The organism is Amycolatopsis sp. NPDC101161, assembly GCF_044768185.1.
Classification (GTDB): domain Bacteria; phylum Actinomycetota; class Actinomycetes; order Mycobacteriales; family Pseudonocardiaceae; genus Amycolatopsis.
In genome coordinates, this window is sequence record NZ_JBIWPI010000001.1 from 1517907 (window position 1) to 1534402 (window position 16496).

18 protein-coding genes are annotated in these 16496 nt (G+C 74.1%); 8 read left to right on the plus strand and 10 right to left on the minus strand.

Translation table 11 applies throughout. The features are described 5' to 3' along the window. The first annotated feature begins 88 nt into the window (after nucleotides 1-88). Genes ACIRSS_RS07425 through ACIRSS_RS07440 form a run of 4 tightly spaced genes read left to right on the plus strand, consistent with a single transcriptional unit; the run spans nucleotide 89 to nucleotide 2961 of the window. Nucleotides 89-535 carry a hypothetical protein gene (locus tag ACIRSS_RS07425; RefSeq protein ID WP_400891730.1) on the plus strand — a complete coding sequence of 149 codons (447 nt, stop codon included), beginning with the start codon at nucleotides 89-91 and terminating at the stop codon, nucleotides 533-535. A gap of 25 nt (nucleotides 536-560) precedes the next feature. Continuing rightward, a complete protein-coding gene (locus ACIRSS_RS07430) occupies nucleotides 561-1748 on the plus strand; it encodes a sensor histidine kinase (RefSeq protein ID WP_400891732.1) in 1188 nt (395 codons plus the stop codon). Beyond that, nucleotides 1748-2398, plus strand: a complete 651-nt coding sequence (locus ACIRSS_RS07435; RefSeq protein ID WP_400891734.1) for a response regulator — start codon at nucleotides 1748-1750, stop codon at nucleotides 2396-2398. The genes ACIRSS_RS07430 and ACIRSS_RS07435 overlap by 1 nt, the downstream gene beginning before the upstream one ends. A gap of 50 nt (nucleotides 2399-2448) precedes the next feature. Then, nucleotides 2449-2961: an RDD family protein gene (locus tag ACIRSS_RS07440; RefSeq protein ID WP_400891737.1), complete on the plus strand. Its 513-nt coding sequence runs from the start codon at nucleotides 2449-2451 to the stop codon at nucleotides 2959-2961. A gap of 21 nt (nucleotides 2962-2982) precedes the next feature. Here the strand turns inward: ACIRSS_RS07440 and ACIRSS_RS07445 are convergent, their stop codons facing one another. After that, a complete protein-coding gene (locus ACIRSS_RS07445; protein ID WP_400891740.1) occupies nucleotides 2983-4095 on the minus strand; it encodes an FAD-dependent oxidoreductase in 1113 nt (370 codons plus the stop codon). An 84-nt stretch (nucleotides 4096-4179) separates the two neighbouring features. On the opposite strand from ACIRSS_RS07445, the gene ACIRSS_RS07450 reads away from it, so the two are divergent. Both ACIRSS_RS07450 and ACIRSS_RS07455 read left to right on the plus strand, forming a co-directional pair. Next, on the plus strand, nucleotides 4180-4893 hold the full coding sequence (locus tag ACIRSS_RS07450) for a TetR/AcrR family transcriptional regulator (protein WP_400891743.1): 714 nt from the start codon (nucleotides 4180-4182) through the stop codon (nucleotides 4891-4893). Then, nucleotides 4890-5054 (plus strand): hypothetical protein, encoded by a 165-nt coding sequence (locus ACIRSS_RS07455; protein ID WP_400891745.1) that lies wholly within the window; start codon nucleotides 4890-4892, stop codon nucleotides 5052-5054. The genes ACIRSS_RS07450 and ACIRSS_RS07455 overlap by 4 nt, the downstream gene beginning before the upstream one ends. A 62-nt stretch (nucleotides 5055-5116) precedes the next feature. Here ACIRSS_RS07455 and ACIRSS_RS07460 read toward each other — a convergent pair whose 3' ends face one another. From ACIRSS_RS07460 to ACIRSS_RS07490, 7 genes are read right to left on the minus strand one after another with little or no spacing between them, the layout of a single operon-like run. Next, on the minus strand, nucleotides 5117-6601 hold the full coding sequence (locus tag ACIRSS_RS07460) for an FAD-dependent oxidoreductase (protein WP_400891748.1): 1485 nt from the start codon (nucleotides 6599-6601) through the stop codon (nucleotides 5117-5119). Further along, nucleotides 6598-7305, minus strand: a complete 708-nt coding sequence (locus ACIRSS_RS07465; RefSeq protein ID WP_400891750.1) for a class I SAM-dependent methyltransferase — start codon at nucleotides 7303-7305, stop codon at nucleotides 6598-6600. Before ACIRSS_RS07465 ends, ACIRSS_RS07460 begins: the two co-directional genes overlap by 4 nt. Continuing rightward, entirely contained in the window at nucleotides 7302-7619 is a 318-nt protein-coding gene (locus tag ACIRSS_RS07470) for a lycopene cyclase domain-containing protein (protein ID WP_400891752.1), read from the minus strand. Before ACIRSS_RS07470 ends, ACIRSS_RS07465 begins: the two co-directional genes overlap by 4 nt. Continuing rightward, nucleotides 7619-7975 carry a lycopene cyclase domain-containing protein gene (locus tag ACIRSS_RS07475; RefSeq protein WP_400891754.1) on the minus strand — a complete coding sequence of 119 codons (357 nt, stop codon included), beginning with the start codon at nucleotides 7973-7975 and terminating at the stop codon, nucleotides 7619-7621. The genes ACIRSS_RS07470 and ACIRSS_RS07475 overlap by 1 nt, the downstream gene beginning before the upstream one ends. A gap of 1 nt (nucleotide 7976) precedes the next feature. Continuing rightward, nucleotides 7977-8921, minus strand: a complete 945-nt coding sequence (locus ACIRSS_RS07480; protein WP_400891756.1) for a phytoene/squalene synthase family protein — start codon at nucleotides 8919-8921, stop codon at nucleotides 7977-7979. Beyond that, complete coding sequence (gene crtI / locus ACIRSS_RS07485; protein ID WP_400891758.1) at nucleotides 8918-10390, minus strand: phytoene desaturase family protein; 1473 nt, start codon at nucleotides 10388-10390, stop codon at nucleotides 8918-8920. The genes ACIRSS_RS07480 and crtI overlap by 4 nt, the downstream gene beginning before the upstream one ends. Continuing rightward, nucleotides 10387-11469 carry a polyprenyl synthetase family protein gene (locus tag ACIRSS_RS07490; protein WP_400891760.1) on the minus strand — a complete coding sequence of 361 codons (1083 nt, stop codon included), beginning with the start codon at nucleotides 11467-11469 and terminating at the stop codon, nucleotides 10387-10389. Before ACIRSS_RS07490 ends, crtI begins: the two co-directional genes overlap by 4 nt. 181 nt (nucleotides 11470-11650) lie before the next feature. Between ACIRSS_RS07490 and ACIRSS_RS07495 the strand changes: the two genes are divergently transcribed. After that, a complete protein-coding gene (locus ACIRSS_RS07495; protein WP_400891762.1) occupies nucleotides 11651-12661 on the plus strand; it encodes a DUF5914 domain-containing protein in 1011 nt (336 codons plus the stop codon). Nucleotides 12662-12876: 215 nt separating this feature from the next. On the opposite strand, the gene ACIRSS_RS07500 is transcribed toward ACIRSS_RS07495, so the two are convergent. Then, entirely contained in the window at nucleotides 12877-13404 is a 528-nt protein-coding gene (locus tag ACIRSS_RS07500; protein ID WP_400891764.1) for a MarR family winged helix-turn-helix transcriptional regulator, read from the minus strand. 148 nt (nucleotides 13405-13552) lie between these two features. Here ACIRSS_RS07500 and ACIRSS_RS07505 point away from each other — a divergent pair, with 148 nt between their 5' ends. Further along, the gene (locus ACIRSS_RS07505; protein ID WP_400891766.1) at nucleotides 13553-15565 is read left to right on the plus strand and encodes a phosphocholine-specific phospholipase C; all 2013 of its coding nucleotides are present in this window, start codon (nucleotides 13553-13555) and stop codon (nucleotides 15563-15565) included. Here the strand turns inward: ACIRSS_RS07505 and ACIRSS_RS07510 are convergent. Further along, the gene (locus ACIRSS_RS07510; RefSeq protein ID WP_400891768.1) at nucleotides 15555-16481 is read right to left on the minus strand and encodes an AraC family transcriptional regulator; all 927 of its coding nucleotides are present in this window, start codon (nucleotides 16479-16481) and stop codon (nucleotides 15555-15557) included. The genes ACIRSS_RS07505 and ACIRSS_RS07510 overlap by 11 nt on opposite strands. Nucleotides 16482-16496: the final 15 nt, after the last annotated feature.

The window sequence follows — 16496 nt, forward strand, 5'->3', positions numbered from 1 at the left end:
GTCGCGCGGGGAGTGTTCCCTCGGCCGAAAGTACGAGACGGCCGCGGCTCAGCGGGTGCGGGGCCGCGGCGGGACCTAACTTCCCGGTATGACTACCGAAACGGTCCGGGCGAACCCGCCCGGCACGATCATCGCCGCCTTCTTCGGCTTCCTCGTGTCCACGGTCTCCGCGATCGCCGGCGCGCTGCTCATCCTGAGCGCGCGCGACGAAATCGCGGCGGCGCTCCGCCGCACCAACCCGTCGATGACGCAGGACCAGCTCGACCGGCTCACGCTGGTCGCGCAGGCCGTCCCGGTCGCCATCGCCGCGGTCATCGCGCTCGTCTACCTGTGGCTGTCGTTCAAGCTGAAGGCCGGGCGCAACTGGGCCCGCGTCACGCTCACCGTGATCACCCTGCTCCAAGCCGCTTCACTGCTGACGACGGAACCGTCGTGGGCCGGCTACGCGAGCTGCGGGGTCGCGGTCGTCGCGACCGTGGTCAGCTACCTGCCACCGTCCAACCGCTACATCGCCGGAGCCCGGCGCGCGGGGTGATCCCGGCCGGTGGATCATGACAACCATGCGCGGAACGGGGGCCCGGGCCCGGCGCGGCATGCTCGGCACCGAGATCGTGGTGCTCGCCGCGGCGATGGTCGCCGATGTGCTGCTGGTCCTGCGCACGCCCGGAGGCGGCGCCGGCTGGGCCGTCCCGCTGGGCGGACTGGCCTCGACGGGCACGGCTGTCCCGGTACTGGTGGTGCTGCGGCGGCGCTTCCCCCGCCACATCGGCGTCCTGGGGAGCGCCGTCGCCGCGCTGTCGGTGCTCGGCACCGCCGTGCCGATCATGACCGGCGCGCGGAGCCAGCCGCCGATCGCCGAAATCGTCGCGACCGGGGTGCTCGCCGCGTCGGCCGGCCGCAAGCTCGAGCCGAAGCGGGCGGCCGCGCTGGCACCGGCGCTGGGCGTCGTGATGATCGCGGCGCCGTTGCTGCGCTACGGATCGGACGGCCCGGCGGCGTTGCTGGCCGTGGCGGCCGCGGCGTACTGGGGCGCCTGCCTCGGGGTCGGGCTCATCCTGCGCGCGGCGGACGGCCGGGAGCGGGACGCGCTGGAGCGGGTGCGCGGCCACGAACGGCTGCAGCTGGCCAGGGAGCTGCACGACCTGGTGTCCCACCACGTCAGCGGCATTGTCGTGCGCGTGCAGGCCGCCCGCGCGATCACCGAGGCGAAACCCGATGAGGACGGCCACGCCGCGGTCTACCGCGAGATCGAGGAGGCCGGGAGCGCGGCGCTGGCCGCCGCGCGCCGGCTCGTCGGCATGCTGCGGGACACCGAGGGCGTGCCGCCGCCCGCCGGCGCCGTCCTCGGTGACGCGGTGCGCGCGGCCACCGGCTCCTTCGCACGGGCGGAAATCGCCGAGGAGCTGGACCAGCTGCCGGTGCCGGCCCAGCTCGCCACGACGATCCACCGCGTCGTGACCGAGGCGCTGACCAACGTCCGGCGGCACGCGCCGGCGGCGACCGAAGTGGCCGTCTCCGCCCGCGTCGAGGCCGACGAGCTGGCGCTGGACATCCGGAACGACGGCGTGCCCGCGACCCCGCTGCCCTCGCCCGGCGGGTTCGGGATCGTCGGCATGACCGAGCGGCTGGCCATGCTGGGCGGCACCCTGACCGCGGGGCCCGAGGCGGGCTCGCGGTGGCGGGTCGCGGCCCGCTTGCCGCTCGGCGGGGAAGACGCTCCCTTCGACGCGTTGCCGCGGGGGATCTGATGACCATCCGGGTGCTGGTGGCCGACGACCAGGTGATGGTGCGCACCGGTTTCCGGCTGGTGCTCGACGCCGCCCCGGACATCGAGGTGGTCGCCGAGGCCGCCGACGGCGAGACCGCGGTCCGGCTGGCGCGGCGGTTGCGGCCCGACGTGACGCTGATGGACATCCGGATGCCCCGGGTGAACGGCCTGCGGGCGACCGAGCTGCTGGCCGGGCCGGCGGTGGCCGACCCGCTGAAGGTGGTGGTGGTGACGACCTACGACGCCGACGAGAACGTCTACGCCGCGTTGCTCGGCGGCGCCTGCGGGTTCCTGCTCAAGGACGCCGGGCCGCGGGTGCTGGTCGACGCGGTGCGCGCTGCCGCCAACGGCGAGGCGATGGTCTCGCCGTCGGTGACGGTGCGCCTGCTGGCCCGGTTCACCGAAAAAGCCCGGCGGCGCGCGGAGGGGACGCCTGCTCTCCTGACCGACCGGGAGTCCGACGTCGTGCTCGCGGTCGCGCGGGGCCGCACCAACGCGGAGATCGCCGACGACCTGCGCGTCTCGCTGTCGACGGTCAAGACGCACCTGGGGAGCGTGCAGCGCAAGCTCGGGCTCCGCAACCGCACGGAGATCGCGATCTGGGCGTGGCAACGCGGTTTGCTCGGCTGACGGCGGTGCTTGACCGATGTGGAAGACTCGCCGAGTGTGCTGTCAGCGCGGTGACCACTTCACCCGGATCGGCCCCGGAACCACCCGCCACCGACCGCGCGGGTGAGCCGGCGGAGCGGTGGGGGATGGCCGGGCGCAGGGTGGTCCAAGCGGTACTGGACTGGGCTCTTGCCGTCGGCATCGGGGTTTTCGCCGCGCTCGGCGCCGGCCTGGTCGCCATTCCGTTGGTGCGGTGGGGTTTCGTGCCACCGAAGCTCATCCTGTGGGCGCCGGCGGTCGCGTTCCTCGCCGTCACCTACGCCTGCGACATCGTCATCCAGATCTGGGTTCCGGTGCGCCGGGGCGGGAGCACGCCCGGGATGCTGGTGATGGGCCTGCGGGTGCAGACCCTGCGCGGCGGGCAGCCGAAGGCGCGCGCTTACCTGATCCGGTGGGTGCTCCTCACGGTCGACGGGCTGCTGCTGGGACTCGTGGCCGTGGTCAGCATCGTGGCGACCCAGCGCCGGCAGCGGATCGGCGACCTGGTGGCGCGGACGCTCGTGGTCCGCGCCGAGCGCGCGTAGCACGACCGTGCTCGCCGCTTGTCAGACCGATTCCCGTTGCGGGACAAAGGCAGGAAGCGCGTCGAGGCTGTGGCGCACGGCTTCGGCGCCGTACTCGAACATCTGCCGCTCGTAGTCGCCGACCGCGCCGAGAAGGTCCTGGCGGCCGTCGGCCAGGCAGCGGCGCAGCAGGTCGGCGTCGCGCAGGGCGGTGTTCGCGCCGTTGCCGCCGGTCGGGGAGGTGGCGTGGATGGCGTCGCCGAGGAGCGTGACCGGGCCGGGTGCCCAGCGTTCGCCGGGCTCGACCACCCGGATGGACAGCAGGGTGCTGTTGTCCGGATCGGACTGCTCGACGAGCGCGCGCAGGTCCGGGTGCCAGCCGTCCATTTTGGACAGAACGGCCTCCTGCGGCGACGGGCCGGCCGATCCGGCGGGCGGCAGGATCATGGCCCACCGCACGTAGTCGCGGACGTCGGGGAGGGTCACCTCGGGTGCCAGTTCTTCGGCGGCTTGCTTCGGCGGGGTGCGGAAGCGCATCGCGCCGAGCAGCAGGCTCACGCCGTCGCCGGCGATCTTCGAGCCGAACGCCCGGCTCAGGCCGGCGAACTGCTCGGTCAGCGGCGTGCGGCCGATGACGAACCGGACGCCGGTGTCGATCGGCGTGGTCCGCGGCGAGAGCGTCGCGCGGACCCGGGAGCCGATCCCGTCCGCGCCGACGAGCAGGTCGGCGACCGCCGGGTCGCGGTCGGCGAACCGGGCTTCGACCCTGCCGTCGTCCAGCACGTCGTAGCCGGTCAGAGCGGCTCCGGTGTGGACGGTGAGCCCGGTCAGCAGCAGGTGGCGGAGCACGTGCCGGTCGACCACGGTCCCGGTCCGGCCGGGGCCGAGTTCGCCGATCTTGTTCAGCCGCGGGTCCAGGACCAGCCGCTCGCCGTAGGCGTCGCCGACGATCGCGTCCAGCAACGGGTGCCAGCGTGGCGGCAGACAGCCTTGCAGTGCCGCGAACCCGGCCGGGTTCAGCACGAGCCGGTAGCCCTGGAACCGCGCGGTGATCGCCGGGTCCCGCTCGTAGACCTCGGCCTCGATCCCGGCCTGGCGCAGGCCCTGCGCCAGGCACAGACCTCCCAAGCCGGCTCCGGCGACGGATACTCGCATCTCGCACCTCACGAACTTAGTTCGTCCATTACGAACTAAGTTCTAACACGCGAACTAAGTTCGTCGCAAGCTAGAGTGACCGGCATGCCCGCCGACCCCCGGCAACGCCGAGCCGCCCGCCACGCCCAGCCCGCGGGGGACTCCGCCGCGTCGTCGCCCAAGAAGCCCATCACGGTCGACCGGATCACCGACGCGGCCCTGCAGGTCGTGGCCACCGAGGGCTACGACGCGCTGACCATCCGCCGGGTCGCCGCGGTGCTCGGCACCGGGCCGTCGTCGCTGTACGCGCACATCGTCAACAAGGACGACATCGACGACCTGCTCGTCGGCCGGCTCTGTTCCGAGGTGGTGCTGCCCGAACCGGACCCGGCCAGGTGGCGGACGCAGATCCTCGACGCGTACGCGCAGATCCGCGACCAGTACCTGAAGTACCCGGGGGTCTCGCGCGCGGCGCTGGGCACGGTCCCCACCAACCTCGACGCGCTGCGCGTCCGCGAAGGGCTCTTCGCGATCCTGCTCGCCGGCGGGATCGAGCCGCGGACCGCCGCCTGGGCCCTCGACGCCCTGTCGCTGTACGTCAGCGCCTACGCCTGGGAGCAGTCGCTGGTCCGGCAGCGGCGGAAGCACCCGGACGACGCATGGGTCGTCGGCCGGGACGAGCTGCTGAGCCGGTTCGCCGCGCTGCCGGCCGACACGTTCCCGCAGACCCGCCGCTACGCCGCCGAGCTGACCTCGGGCGCCGGGCACGACCGGTTCGAGTTCACGCTCGGCTTGATGCTCGACAACCTCGGCCGGTGAGTGATCACCAGGCCGGCAGCGTGACCAGCCGGCAGGCGCAGAGCGAGGACTTCGCGGCGCGCCGCCGCCGGGAGAAGGCCGCCGGGACGCCGCCCGCGCCGACGCGTTCGAGTCCGGCGTCGACCCGCTGCCCACGTGCCGCGCCTGCCGGTGGTCGCTGACCGCGGACGCCCCTTGTCCCGAGTGCGGCGTGGATCCCGCGCACGTCGGACCGCGCGCTGAGTCACACCAGGCGGTCGAGCAGGCGGAGCCGTCCGCGGTTCGGCACCGACCGCAGCGGGTGCCCCGCCACGCCCCAGCCGGTCAGCAGCTCGTTCGCCGCCGCCCAGCCGGTCGTCGCCGCCCGTTCCATGAGGGCCACCGGCAGGTCGACCCGGATGGCGTCGCCCGCCAGGACCAGACCCGGCTCCGGGGTCACCACGGCCGGCCGGGTCGCGAACCCGCCGACCGGGAACAGCGGGCAGTCCTGCCGCGTCACCGTGATCTCGCCCAGCACCCGCGCCGCCGCCGTCTCCGGGTACAGCTCGTGCAGTCGTTCGTCCAGGCCCGCGCCGTCCGGCGACGCGTACGCGTGCACCTCGACGACCGAGCCACCCGTGCGCGCGGCCCAGCGGCGGGCTTCGCCCTCGTAGCGGTCCAGGACGCTGATGTTGTCCAGCGGCGGCAGCCCGCCCGTCCCCAGGAACGCCGGCCGGTCGGCGCGCACCGGCCGGTCGAGCCAGAGCCGGCGGACCACGAACGGCGGTGCCGTGCGCAGCCCCGCGACCGCCGCCCGCCACGACGGCGTGCCCAGCCCGGGCGAGGTCGCGACGATCCGGCGCAGCCCCGCGACGTCGCAGGCGAGCACGGCCGCGTCGAACCGGGTCCCGTCGACGAAGAACCCGTCGTCCTCCCGCACGACTTCGCGCACGGCCGTCCCGAGGCGGATGTCCACGCCGCGCCCGGAAAGGTAGTCGCCGAGCGGGTTCCATAGCGCCTGCGGGAACGGCTCGGCCGGCACGTCGAAGAGGAGGCCTTCCGAGGAGCCCAGGAAGTACAGGTGGAACATCGTCGCGAGCTCGGCCGCGGAAAGTTCGCTCGGGTCGGCGAAGAAGCTGCGCGAGAACACCTCGAACGCCAGGTGCCGCGCCGCCGCGGGGAAGTTGATCGCGCTGAGGAACGACGCCGCGTCGAGGTGGTCCAGCTGCTCGTAGACGCGGGGGACGCGGACGGTCGCCAGCGGCAGCGCCCGCCGTCCGTCCAGCCGCACCAGGTCGCGCGCCCGGAACGTCGGGCTGCGCAAGGCGAACGCCAGCGCGTTCAACGGCGGCGTCAGCGGCAGGCCGGCGAACGTGTCGGTGCGGCCGTGCGGGTCGACGAGCGGGTAGTCGGGCACCGCGACGAGCCGGTCCAGGCCCGGGTCGGTGCGCGTGAGCAGCGCCCGCAGGTTGTAGTACTGGCGGAAGAACGCGTGGAACCCGCGGCTCATGGTGACTCCGGTGCCGTCCGGCAGCCGCTCGGGCCAGCCGCCCGCGCGGCCGCCCAGGTAGCTCTCGCGCTCGAAGACCGTCACCTCGACACCGCGCTCGGCGAGCCCGGTCGCCGCGGCGAGCCCGGCGATACCGCCCCCGATCACGGCCGCGCGCGGACGGCGGCCGAGCCGCCCGGCGTCGGGCAGCCCGCCGGGGGCGGGGTGGGTCTCGGCCCGGCGGTCGCGGCCCGCGATCACGGCGCGGTGCCCAGGACCGTGTGGACGATCCCGCGGGACCAGCCCGGCATCGTGCCGGTGCGGACGTCGGTGAAACCCGCGCGGGACAAGCGCGAGCACAGCTCGGTGACGCCGTCGAAGGCCACGACGCTGCGGCGCAGGTGCCGGTAGAGCGTGGCGTCGCCGGTGGTGACCGAGCCCAGCGGGATGACGATCGCGCCGCACACCGCGTTCCACACCCAGCGCGCGCGGCGGGAGTCGCGCACGGAGTACTCGTGCAGCGCCAGCTGTCCGCCGGGACGCAGCAGCCCGCGCAACGCCCGCAGGGTGGCGTCGGGGTCGTCGACGTTGCGCAGCAGGTACGCGGCGAGGATCGCGTCGAACGGGCCCGCCACGCCGGCCAGCTTCTCCACCGGGGTGTGCCGGAACTCCACTGTGGACGGCCAGGACTTCGCGCGCGCCCGCGCCAGCATCGCGCCCGACGCGTCGATCGCGGTGACGCGCGCGTCCGGGGCGATCGCCAGCAGCGCGGCCGTCGAGGCGCCCGTGCCGCAGCCGGCGTCGAGGATCCGCAGCCCCTGGTGCCCCGGCCGGACGAGCCGCCGCGCCGAAAGCCGCAGGTCGCGGTGGTAGCCGGGGTTGAGCCCGACGAGCCGGTCGTAGGCCGCCGCGCCCGCGTCGAACGCCGCCGGCACTTCGGCGCGGGGCAGGCCGTTGCCTTTCATGCACTGTCCTTTCGCGACTTCCCGCGTTCCCACAGGAGCAGGACCGCGGTGACGAGGGCGTAGCCGAACAGGAAGTCCTCCACCGGGATGTCCCACGGGAACCGCCAGCCGGTGATGCCCGCGGGGGAGTAGCGGACGATCGGCGCCGACAGCTTGGTCAGCCAGCCGTCCACCGGGATCTGGAAGGCGATGACGATCACCATGGTGACCCAGTACGTGGTCCGCCGGAACAGCCCGGTGCGCAGGAGGAAGACCTCCGCCGCGACGACCGCGAGCACGGCGGCGAGGGCGGGAACCGTGTAACCCCAGGGCATCAGCGCCGCACCCGCCGCCGGTCGGCGATCGGCCGGGCGAGCCGGCGCAGCAGCTGCCCGGTCAGGTCGACGGCTTCGTACGTCAGGATCCCGCAGACCGGGATCACGACGAAGAACAGCACCTCTTCCAGCGGAACCCCGAACGGCATGCGCAGCCCGGTGACGAACGCCGGGTCGAAGTCCCAGACGCCGGCGGCGATGGCCAGCACGTCCCACACCAGGAACACCGCCGCGACCGGCAGCACCGCGCGCGCCAGCTGCCGCGGCCGCCGCCACGCGCGAGCGCCCGCCAGCTCCAGCGGCAACGTCACCAGCACGCACGCGCCGAGGACGACCAGGTATTCCCAGCGGCCCACGTCACGTCACCGCCGGGTGGCGGCGCCGCGCCCACTGCGCCCGGACGAGCGCGTCGCCGGCCGCGGCCAGCCGCCGGTACCGCGGCACGCGGGCCCGCCCGGCGAACACGTTGTAGCCCAAGGCTTCGATGCGGTCCAGGATCCCTCCGTAAAGGACATACGCGGTCCGCACGCACGGCTGTGACGCCGGGTGCAGCATGGCGATGCCCGGCCGCGCGTAGGTGTAGACGCGGCGGGTGGCCGCGACCTGCTCGGCCAGCGCCCGCCGGACCGCCGCGTCGAGCCGGCGCGCCCGGACGCACCAGCCGAGCCGGTCGCGGTCGACGCCGTGCGCGGCCAGCTCGTCGGCCGGCAGGTAGACCCGGCCGCGCTCGAAGTCCTCGGCGACGTCGCGCAGGAAGTTGGTCAGCTGGAACGCCTTGCCCAGCGCGGCGGCCCGCGGCCCGGCCTCGTCCCGGGGGACGACGGTGCCGAGGACCGGCAGCACTTGCAGCCCGATCACCTCGGCCGAGCCGTGCACGTACTCGTCGAGCGCGACGCGGGTCGGGTAGCCGGTCACGGTCAGGTCCATCCGCATCGAGGCGAAGAACGCGCGGAAGTGCGGCTCGGGGATGGCGTACCGGGTCGCGGTGTCGATGACGGCGGCGCGCAACGGGTCGTCGCTCGTCCCGGCGGCCAGCTCCTTCAGGAACCCGTCTTCGACGTCGAGCAGGGTCGCGGCGATCGAGTCCGGGGTGGCGCCGGGCTCGGGCTCGTCGACGAGGTCGTCGAGGCGCCGGGCGAACCCGTAGAGCGCGTGGACGGCCGGCCGCTGCGCGGGCGCGAGCATGCGCGTGGCGAGGAAGTAGGTGCGGCCGTGCCGGGCGTTGAGCTCGCGGCAGTGCCGGTAGGCCTCGCGCAGCCCGGACCCGGTGATGCCGGCGGCGTCCAGCTCGCGGCGGGTCATCTGGCTCCTTCCCCGGTGATCCGGTCGGCGGCGAGCCGGCCGGAGAGCAGCACGGTCGGGACGCCGACCCCCGGCACGGTCCCGCCGCCCGCGAGCACGACGTTCTCCGCGCCCGGCGGCAGGTTCCGCGGCCGGAACGGTCCGGTTTGGACGAACGAGTGCGCGTAGCTGAACGGCGTCCCCGCGACCATCCCGCGGCGCGCCCAGTCGGCCGGGCCGATGACGTGCCACGCCTCCGGTTCGAAGCCGGGCAGCAGATCGGCGCGGACGTGGTCGAGGATCTCCTTGGCGTACGGCTCGGCCTCGCTGTCCCAGTCGCGCGGTCCGCGCTCGAGGTTCGGGACCGGCGCCAGGATCGAGAACAGCTGCCGCCCGGGCGGCGCGAGCCCGGGGTCGGTCGCCGTCGGGCGGGTGATCAGCAGGGACGGGTCGCTCATCCGGCTGCCGTCGGTGATGAGCTCGCGGAAGGTCGACGCCCAGCCGCGGCCGAAGGAGATCGTGTGGTGCCCGACCGGCCAGTCCCCGGGACCGCCGGTGTGCAGCACCAGCGCCGACGGCGCCGGGCGCAGCGGGACCGGGCGGCGCGGCGCGCGGCCCAGCAGGCGGTAGGACTCGTGCGGTTCCGTCGTCAGCACCACGGCGTCGCACGGGATCCGGCCCTCGGACGTCCGGACGGCGGTGATCCGCGCGCCCCGGCGTTCGAGCGCCAGGACCGGTTCGCCGAACCGGAGCCGCACGCCGGCCGCTTCCGCGACGCGGGCCATGGCCCGGGGCACCGCGGCCATCCCGCCTTCGGGGAAGTACACGCCGCCGACGGTGTCCATGTAGGAGATGACCGCGTACAGCGCGAGCGCCCGCATCGGCGACTCACCGGCGTAGAGCGCCTGGAAGGTGAAGACGCGCTTGAGGCGTTCGTCGCGCAGGAACGCGCCGATCCGCCGGTCCAGGCGCCGGAACCCGCCGAGCGCGACGAGCCGGGCGAGGTCCGTCGACAGCAGGCCGAGCGGCGAGTCGATGTTGCTCGCGACGAACCGGTCGAACTCCGCCGCGTACAGCCGAGTCAGCCACGCGCGCAGCCGGCGGTACCCGGCGGCTTCGTCCGGCCCGGCGAACTCGCGGACGGCGTCGGTCATCCGGTCGGCGTCGGAGTGCACCGGCAGGACGGACCCGTCGGCGAACCGCGCGGTGTAGGCCGGGTCGAGCCGCGTGAGCCGCAGGTGGTCGGCCAGTTCCGCGCCCGCGGCGGCGAACGCGCCGGCGAGGATCGACGGCATGGTCAGCACCGTCGGCCCGGTGTCGAGGTGGTAGTCGCCGGTCTCGACCCGGCCGGCGCGGCCGCCGGGCCCGGGATCGCGTTCGACGACGGTGACCTGCCGGCCCCGGCCCGCCAGGTGCAGCGCGGCGGACAGGCCGGCGAGGCCGGCCCCGACCACGACGACGTGGTCGGTGCGTCCGGTGACCGTCCTCATCGGACGCGCTCGGTGCAGCGGTTCGCCAGGACCGTGAGCGCGGAAGCGGCTTGCCGCGGCAGGGCGACCAGATCGATCGCCTCCAGGGCGCGCCGGACGCGCTCGTCGATGAACTTCTCGAGCTGGTCGCGGGCGCCGGTCGCGGTGATCAGCGCCCGCCACGCGGTGACGGCGTAGTCGTCGACCTCCTCCAGGGCGAGAAGTTCGCTCAGCTCGGTGCGCTGACGGCGGTCGGCCAGGTCCCGGGCGAGCACGACCACGCTGGACGCCTTGCGCTCGCGCAGGTCGTCGCCCGCGGGCTTGCCGGTGACCGCCGGGTCGCCGAACACACCCAGCAGGTCGTCGCGGAACTGGAACGCCTCGCCCAGCAGGCCGCCGTAGGTACCGAGCGCCGTGACGACGTCTTCGGGGCAGCCGGCCAGCGCCGCGCCGAACTCCAGCGGGCGGCGGACGGTGTAGTTGCCGGACTTGCGGCGGATGACGTCGAGGACGTCGGCCCAGGACGGCAGCGTGCGGGCGTCGTTCACCAGGTCGCCGAGCTGGCCGACGGCCAGCTCGGACCGCAGCAGGTCGTAGCTGGGCCGGCCGCGGGCGAGGGCGCGGGCGTCGAGCCCGCTTTCCCGCAGCAGCTGTTCGGACCAGACGAGGAACAGGTCGCCCATGAGCACGGCGGCCGACTCGCCGAACCGGGCCGCCGAGCCGCTCAGGCCCTGTTCCTCGTGCCAGCGCGCGAAGCGGACGTGCAGCGACGGGCGGCCGCGGCGCCGGGCCGAGCCGTCCATGACGTCGTCCTGGGCCAGCGCGAAGCAGTGCAGGAGCTCCAGGCTGGCCGCGGCGCGCAGGGCCGCGGCGTCTTCGGGGCCGCCGCAGCGCCAGCCCGTGTAGGCGAACATCGGGCGGAGGAACTTGCCGCCGGTGACGAACTCCGGCAGCGCGCGGGCGGCGGGGGTGTCCGCCGCGCGCCCGGTGAAGTGCTCGCGCACCCGCTCGGTGACGAAGGCGTGGACGTCGGTCCCGCAGCGCCGGCGCAGCGCGTCGAGCCACGCCGCCGGTCCGGCGGCCGTGGAGGTCGCGGTCATCCGGGCTCCTCTCTCGCCGTCTTGCGATGCAAAAACGATGCACCCAGTCGGCGAGCATCGAGGGGCACGCCGGATCGCCTGGCTGATACCCCGGTTTTACCGTGACAAACGCGTTCGCGCTCGCTGGGCAGCCGAATTCGGTGACGTTGCGAGCCCGATGCGGATCGGCCACGATGGTCCGATGAACGTCAGCCGCCGGATCGCCGCGCGGTGGCCGCGGCGATGGCCCGTCCAGCCGTTCGCGGAACCGCGCTGGGCGAAGCAGGAACCGACCTACCGAGACTGCTCGCCCGCCGTGATCGAAGCGGCGGGCAAGCGCGCTTCGGCGCGCCCGTCGGGCAACTGGTTCGTCGTCGCGGCGAGCCGGGAGGTGCGCGCGGACCGGCCGTTCGGCGTCACCGTCGGCGGCCGCGAGCTGGTCGCGTGGCGCGGGCCGGAGGGGGACGTCCGGATCGGCCCCGGCGCGTGCCCGCACCTCGGCGCGCCGCTGGCCGACGCGCGGGTCGACGGCGGTGGCCTGGTCTGCCGCTGGCACGGCTTGCGGATCGACGGCTCCCGGTGCGGGACGTGGTCCCCGGTGCCGGCGCACGACGACGGCGTGCTCGTCTGGGCGCGCCTGGACAGCCTGGGTGGGGAGCAGCCGTCGGAGTCGCCGGTGGTGCCGGCCCGCCCGCCGGGCCCGTCCCGCATCGACGCCGTCGCGACGCTGACCGGGACGTGCGAACCCGAGGACGTGGTGGCCAACCGCCTCGACCCGTGGCACGGCGCGTGGTTCCACCCGTATTCGTTCAGCCGCCTGCGGGTGCTCGAAGCGCCGCAGGGGATCGACGTACCCGACGCCGACGACCGGTTCCTGGTGGAGGTGACGTTCCGGCTGGCGGGCCGCTGGGGCGTGCCGGTGCTGGCGGAGTTCACCTGCCCCGAGCCGCGCACGGTGGTGATGCGCATCGTCGAGGGCGAGGGGCTGGGCAGCGTGGTGGAGACGCACGCGACCCCGCTCGGCCCGGGCCCCGACGGCCGCCCGCGCACGGCGGTCATCGAGGCGACGATCGCCGCTTCCGAGCGGCCGGGTTTCGCGGTGGCGGCGAAGCTGGCCCCGGCGATCCGCCCGTTGATGCGCCACACGGCGGCCCGCTTGTGGCGGGACGACCTCGCGTACGCCGAACGCCGTTACGCGTTGCGCGCGAGCTGACAGAGGGGGCGGCGACGGATCGATTGCGCCGAATGCCGACGCGAGCGGAGTTTGTCGCTCGGCGAGCCGGGTACACGGCTCGCGGCGGTGCCCCGCCCGTGTTCGAGCTCAGCCCGTGACCTCCATGATCCGGGCAGTCGGGCGGGCGCCGCTGCCACCTTTCCGGATGGCTGAAGAGAGCGTTCCCGGCATGACACCGCGGGTGTCGCGCGTGGTCATCGGTTCTCCAGGTGCCGGGCGAGGTGCTGCTGGTTCTCCACCAGCCGCAGGCAGAGGTGGCGCAGCCGGGTCGTTTCCTCCTCCGTGAACCCGCGGAACAGCGCCGCCATCGCCAGCTGCGACGGCCGCCGGAACTCCTCGAGCCACCTCCGGCCGTCGTCGGTGATGCGGACCAGGACCGACCGGCGGTCGCGGGGGTCCGGGACCCGTTCCGCGTGCCCGGCCCGTTCCAGCGTGTCGACCAGGCCCGTCACGTTCCGCGAGCTGACCCCGGCCGACGCGGCGAGGTCCTTGACGTTCGCCTCCGCCGCGCTGAGCCGGATCAGGAGGTCGAGTGCGCCGGAGCTGAGGCCGCGGCTGTCGGTGCCGTGCGAGCGCAGCTGGTCGAGGCTGCGCGCGGCCGCGCGGACGGCGGCCGCCGCTTCGAGCGCGCCGGTGTCCTCGCCGCGGGTGAAGCCGGCGAGCGCGCTTCGGACGTCGGGGGAGTAGAGGGAGTCGTCGGGGTCGTTCGAGAAGTCATTCATTGTGAAGCACTACATTAGTACGTACTTCCGTATCTGCGTCAAGCCGTTTACCGGAGTTTCGCCCGGAGTTAGCCTCGGGCCCGGCACAGGTTCTCGTAGCCCTACGCACAATGACCCGGCTCTCCACCCCGACACCCCCGGAGTCCCCATGACGGACGTCAACCGACGGCGTTTCCTGCAGCTGGCCGGCGGCACCGCCGCCCTTTCCGCGCTCTCGACGAGCATCGCGCGCGCGGCCGAAATCCCCGCCGCCCACCGCACCGGCACGCTGCGGGACGTCGAGCACATCGTGGTCCTCATGCAGGAGAACCGGTCGTTCGACCACTACTTCGGCACGATGCGCGGCGTACGCGGCTTCGGCGACCCGCGGCCGGCGACCCTTTCGAACGGCAAGCCGGTGTGGGCGCAGTCCGACGGCAAGCGCGACATCTACCCCTTCCGCCCCGAAGCCGACAACCTGGGCCTGCAGTTCATCCAGGACCTGCCGCACGGCTGGAACGACACGCACGCCGCGTGGAACGGCGGCAAGTACGACAAGTGGGTGCCCGCCAAGGGCTCGACCACGATGGCGTACCTGACGCGCGAGGACATCCCGTTCCACTACGCGCTGGCCGACGCGTTCACCATCTGCGACGCCTACCACTGCTCGTTCATGGGCTCGACCGACCCGAACCGCTACTACATGTGGACGGGCTACACGGGCAACGACGGCCAGGGCGGCGGCCCGGTCCTCGGCAACGACGAAAAGGGCTACTCCTGGACGACCTACCCCGAGCGGCTCGAGCGGGCCGGCGTCTCGTGGAAGATCTACCAGGACATCGGCGACGGCCTCGACGCCGCCGGCGGCTGGGGCTGGATCGACGACGCCTACCGCGGCAACTACGGCGACAACTCGTTGCTGTACTTCGACTCCTACCGCAACGCCAAGCCCGGCGACCCGCTGTACGACAAGGCCCGCACCGGCACGAACGCGAAGGCCGGCGAAGGCTACTTCGACCGGTTGCGCGCCGACGTCAAGGCCGGGAAGCTGCCGCAGGTCTCGTGGATCACCGCGCCCGAGGCGTTCTGCGAGCACCCGAACTGGCCGGTGAACTACGGCGCCTGGTACATCGCGCAGGTGCTCGACGCGCTGACCGCGAACCCGGACGTGTGGAGCAAGACCGCGCTGCTCATCACCTACGACGAGAACGACGGCTTCTTCGACCACGTCGTCCCGCCGTACGCGTCGGCCGGGCAGTCCACTGTGGACACGACGGGCGAGATCTTCGCGGGCTCGGCGGCGAACCCGGCCGGCCCGTACGGGCTCGGCCAGCGCGTCCCGATGCTCGTGGTCTCGCCGTGGAGCAAGGGCGGCTACGTCTGCTCGGAGACGTTCGACCACACCTCGATCATCCGGTTCATCGAACGCCGCTTCGGCGTCCAGGAGCCGAACATCACGCCGTGGCGCCGGTCGGTCTGCGGCGACCTGACCTCGGCGTTCGACTTCGCCCGCACCGACGCCCGGGTGCCCGCGCTGCCGGACACCGCCGGCTACGAGCCGCCGGACCGCAAGCGGCACCCGGACTACGTGCCCGCCGTCCCGGCGCACAACGCGCTGCCCAAGCAGGAACGCGGCCGGCGGCCGGCGCGGGCGCTCCCGTACGACCTGGCGGCCGACGCCCGGGTGGCGGACGGCAAGCTGACGGTGACCTTCGCCAACCACGGCCGCGCGGGGGCGGCCTTCTACGTCGTGACGCCGTCGGGTGAGCCGCGCACGTACACGGCGGGTGCCGGCAAGTCGCTGGCGGCCGCGTTGCCCGCCGCCGGGGCGTACGACTACACCGCCTACGGGCCCAACGGGTTCGTGCGGCAGTTCCGGGGCGGCACCGCCGGTCCGGAGGTGGGCGTCCGCCAGGAGGGTGACGACTTCGCACTGGTCCTGACCAACACCGGCACCACGACCGTGCAGCTGACGGTGGCGGACGCGTACGGCCGCTGCTCGACGACGCGCCGGCTCCGGCCGGGCGCGCGGGTCGTCGAGCACGTCGACACCCACCGCAGCGGCAACTGGTACGACGTCTCGGTGACCTCGGACCGCGACCCGAAGTTCCTGCGCCGCCTGGCGGGGCACCTCGAGAACGGCCGGCCGAGCACCAGCGACCCGGCCACGCTCACGGACTGACGTCCACCCGGCCGCGGCGCCAGTCCGACGGGCTGGCGCCGCGGTGGCGTTTGAAGGCCACGCTGAACGCGAACGGGTCCGCGTAGCCGACCGCCTTCGCGACGGCGGTGACGGTGTCTTCGGTGTCGCGCAACAGATCCGCGGCGAGCGTCATCCGCCAGCCGGTGAGGTAGGTCAGCGGCGGCTCGCCGACGAGGTGCGCGAAGCGCGCGGCGAACGCGGCCCGCGACAGCCCGACCCGCGCGGCCAGCGAGGCGACCGTCCACCGGTGCGCGGGCTCGGCGTGCAGCAGGCGCAGCGCCTCCCCGATGCCCTCGTCGTCGAGTGCGCGGTACCAGGCCGGCGGCGTGTCCGTCGCCGCGCACCACGCGCGCAGCGCCAGCACGAGGACCAGGTCCAGCAACCGGCGGAGCACCGCGTCCTGGCCCGGTTCGTCGCGGGCGACCTCGCCGGCCAGGAGGTCGAGCGCCGCCCGCGTCCGGGGACCGGCGGGCACGACCGCCAGCGGCGGGAGCGTGCCCAGGAGCCGCTCGGCGGCGACGCCGTGGAGTTCGTAGGCACCGCGCAGCATCGTCGTCGCGCCGGGTGCGCCGTCGCCGTAGGTGCGCGGCGCCCGCGGGCTCACGTCGGCGGTGAGCGGGTACTTCTTCGCGCCCCGGATCACGACCTGGGGTGCGGTGGCCGGGTCGTCCGCGATCGTGTGGCCGGCGGCCGAAACCAGGGCGATGTCGCCGGCGGCGAGGCGGACGGGTTCGGCGTCCCGGAGGCTGACGAACGCGTGCCCGCCCAGGGTGGCGACGAGCGTGAGCGCCGGGGGGTCGGCGAAGGTCATCGACCACGGCGGCCGCTGGATCAGCTGCCGGACGAGCGCGTCCGCGGCGCGGGCCCGGTGCAGCAGGTCGCTCAGCACGTCCATGACCCGACCGTAGAC

Bases quoted from the DNA above. Each gene is read 5' to 3' on its own strand.
- ACIRSS_RS07425 (WP_400891730.1), top strand. From the start codon at position 89: ATGACTACCGAAACGGTCCGGGCGAACCCGCCCGGCACGATCATCGCC.
- ACIRSS_RS07430 (WP_400891732.1), top strand. From the start codon at position 561: ATGCGCGGAACGGGGGCCCGGGCCCGGCGCGGCATGCTCGGCACCGAG.
- ACIRSS_RS07435 (WP_400891734.1), top strand. From the start codon at position 1,748: ATGACCATCCGGGTGCTGGTGGCCGACGACCAGGTGATGGTGCGCACC.
- ACIRSS_RS07445 (WP_400891740.1), bottom strand. From the start codon at position 4,095: ATGCGAGTATCCGTCGCCGGAGCCGGCTTGGGAGGTCTGTGCCTGGCG.
- ACIRSS_RS07450 (WP_400891743.1), top strand. From the start codon at position 4,180: ATGCCCGCCGACCCCCGGCAACGCCGAGCCGCCCGCCACGCCCAGCCC.
- ACIRSS_RS07465 (WP_400891750.1), bottom strand. From the start codon at position 7,305: ATGAAAGGCAACGGCCTGCCCCGCGCCGAAGTGCCGGCGGCGTTCGAC.
- ACIRSS_RS07470 (WP_400891752.1), bottom strand. From the start codon at position 7,619: ATGCCCTGGGGTTACACGGTTCCCGCCCTCGCCGCCGTGCTCGCGGTC.
- ACIRSS_RS07480 (WP_400891756.1), bottom strand. From the start codon at position 8,921: ATGACCCGCCGCGAGCTGGACGCCGCCGGCATCACCGGGTCCGGGCTG.
- crtI (WP_400891758.1), bottom strand. From the start codon at position 10,390: ATGAGGACGGTCACCGGACGCACCGACCACGTCGTCGTGGTCGGGGCC.
- ACIRSS_RS07490 (WP_400891760.1), bottom strand. From the start codon at position 11,469: ATGACCGCGACCTCCACGGCCGCCGGACCGGCGGCGTGGCTCGACGCG.
- ACIRSS_RS07495 (WP_400891762.1), top strand. From the start codon at position 11,651: ATGAACGTCAGCCGCCGGATCGCCGCGCGGTGGCCGCGGCGATGGCCC.
- ACIRSS_RS07500 (WP_400891764.1), bottom strand. From the start codon at position 13,404: ATGAATGACTTCTCGAACGACCCCGACGACTCCCTCTACTCCCCCGAC.
- ACIRSS_RS07505 (WP_400891766.1), top strand. From the start codon at position 13,553: ATGACGGACGTCAACCGACGGCGTTTCCTGCAGCTGGCCGGCGGCACC.
- ACIRSS_RS07510 (WP_400891768.1), bottom strand. From the start codon at position 16,481: ATGGACGTGCTGAGCGACCTGCTGCACCGGGCCCGCGCCGCGGACGCG.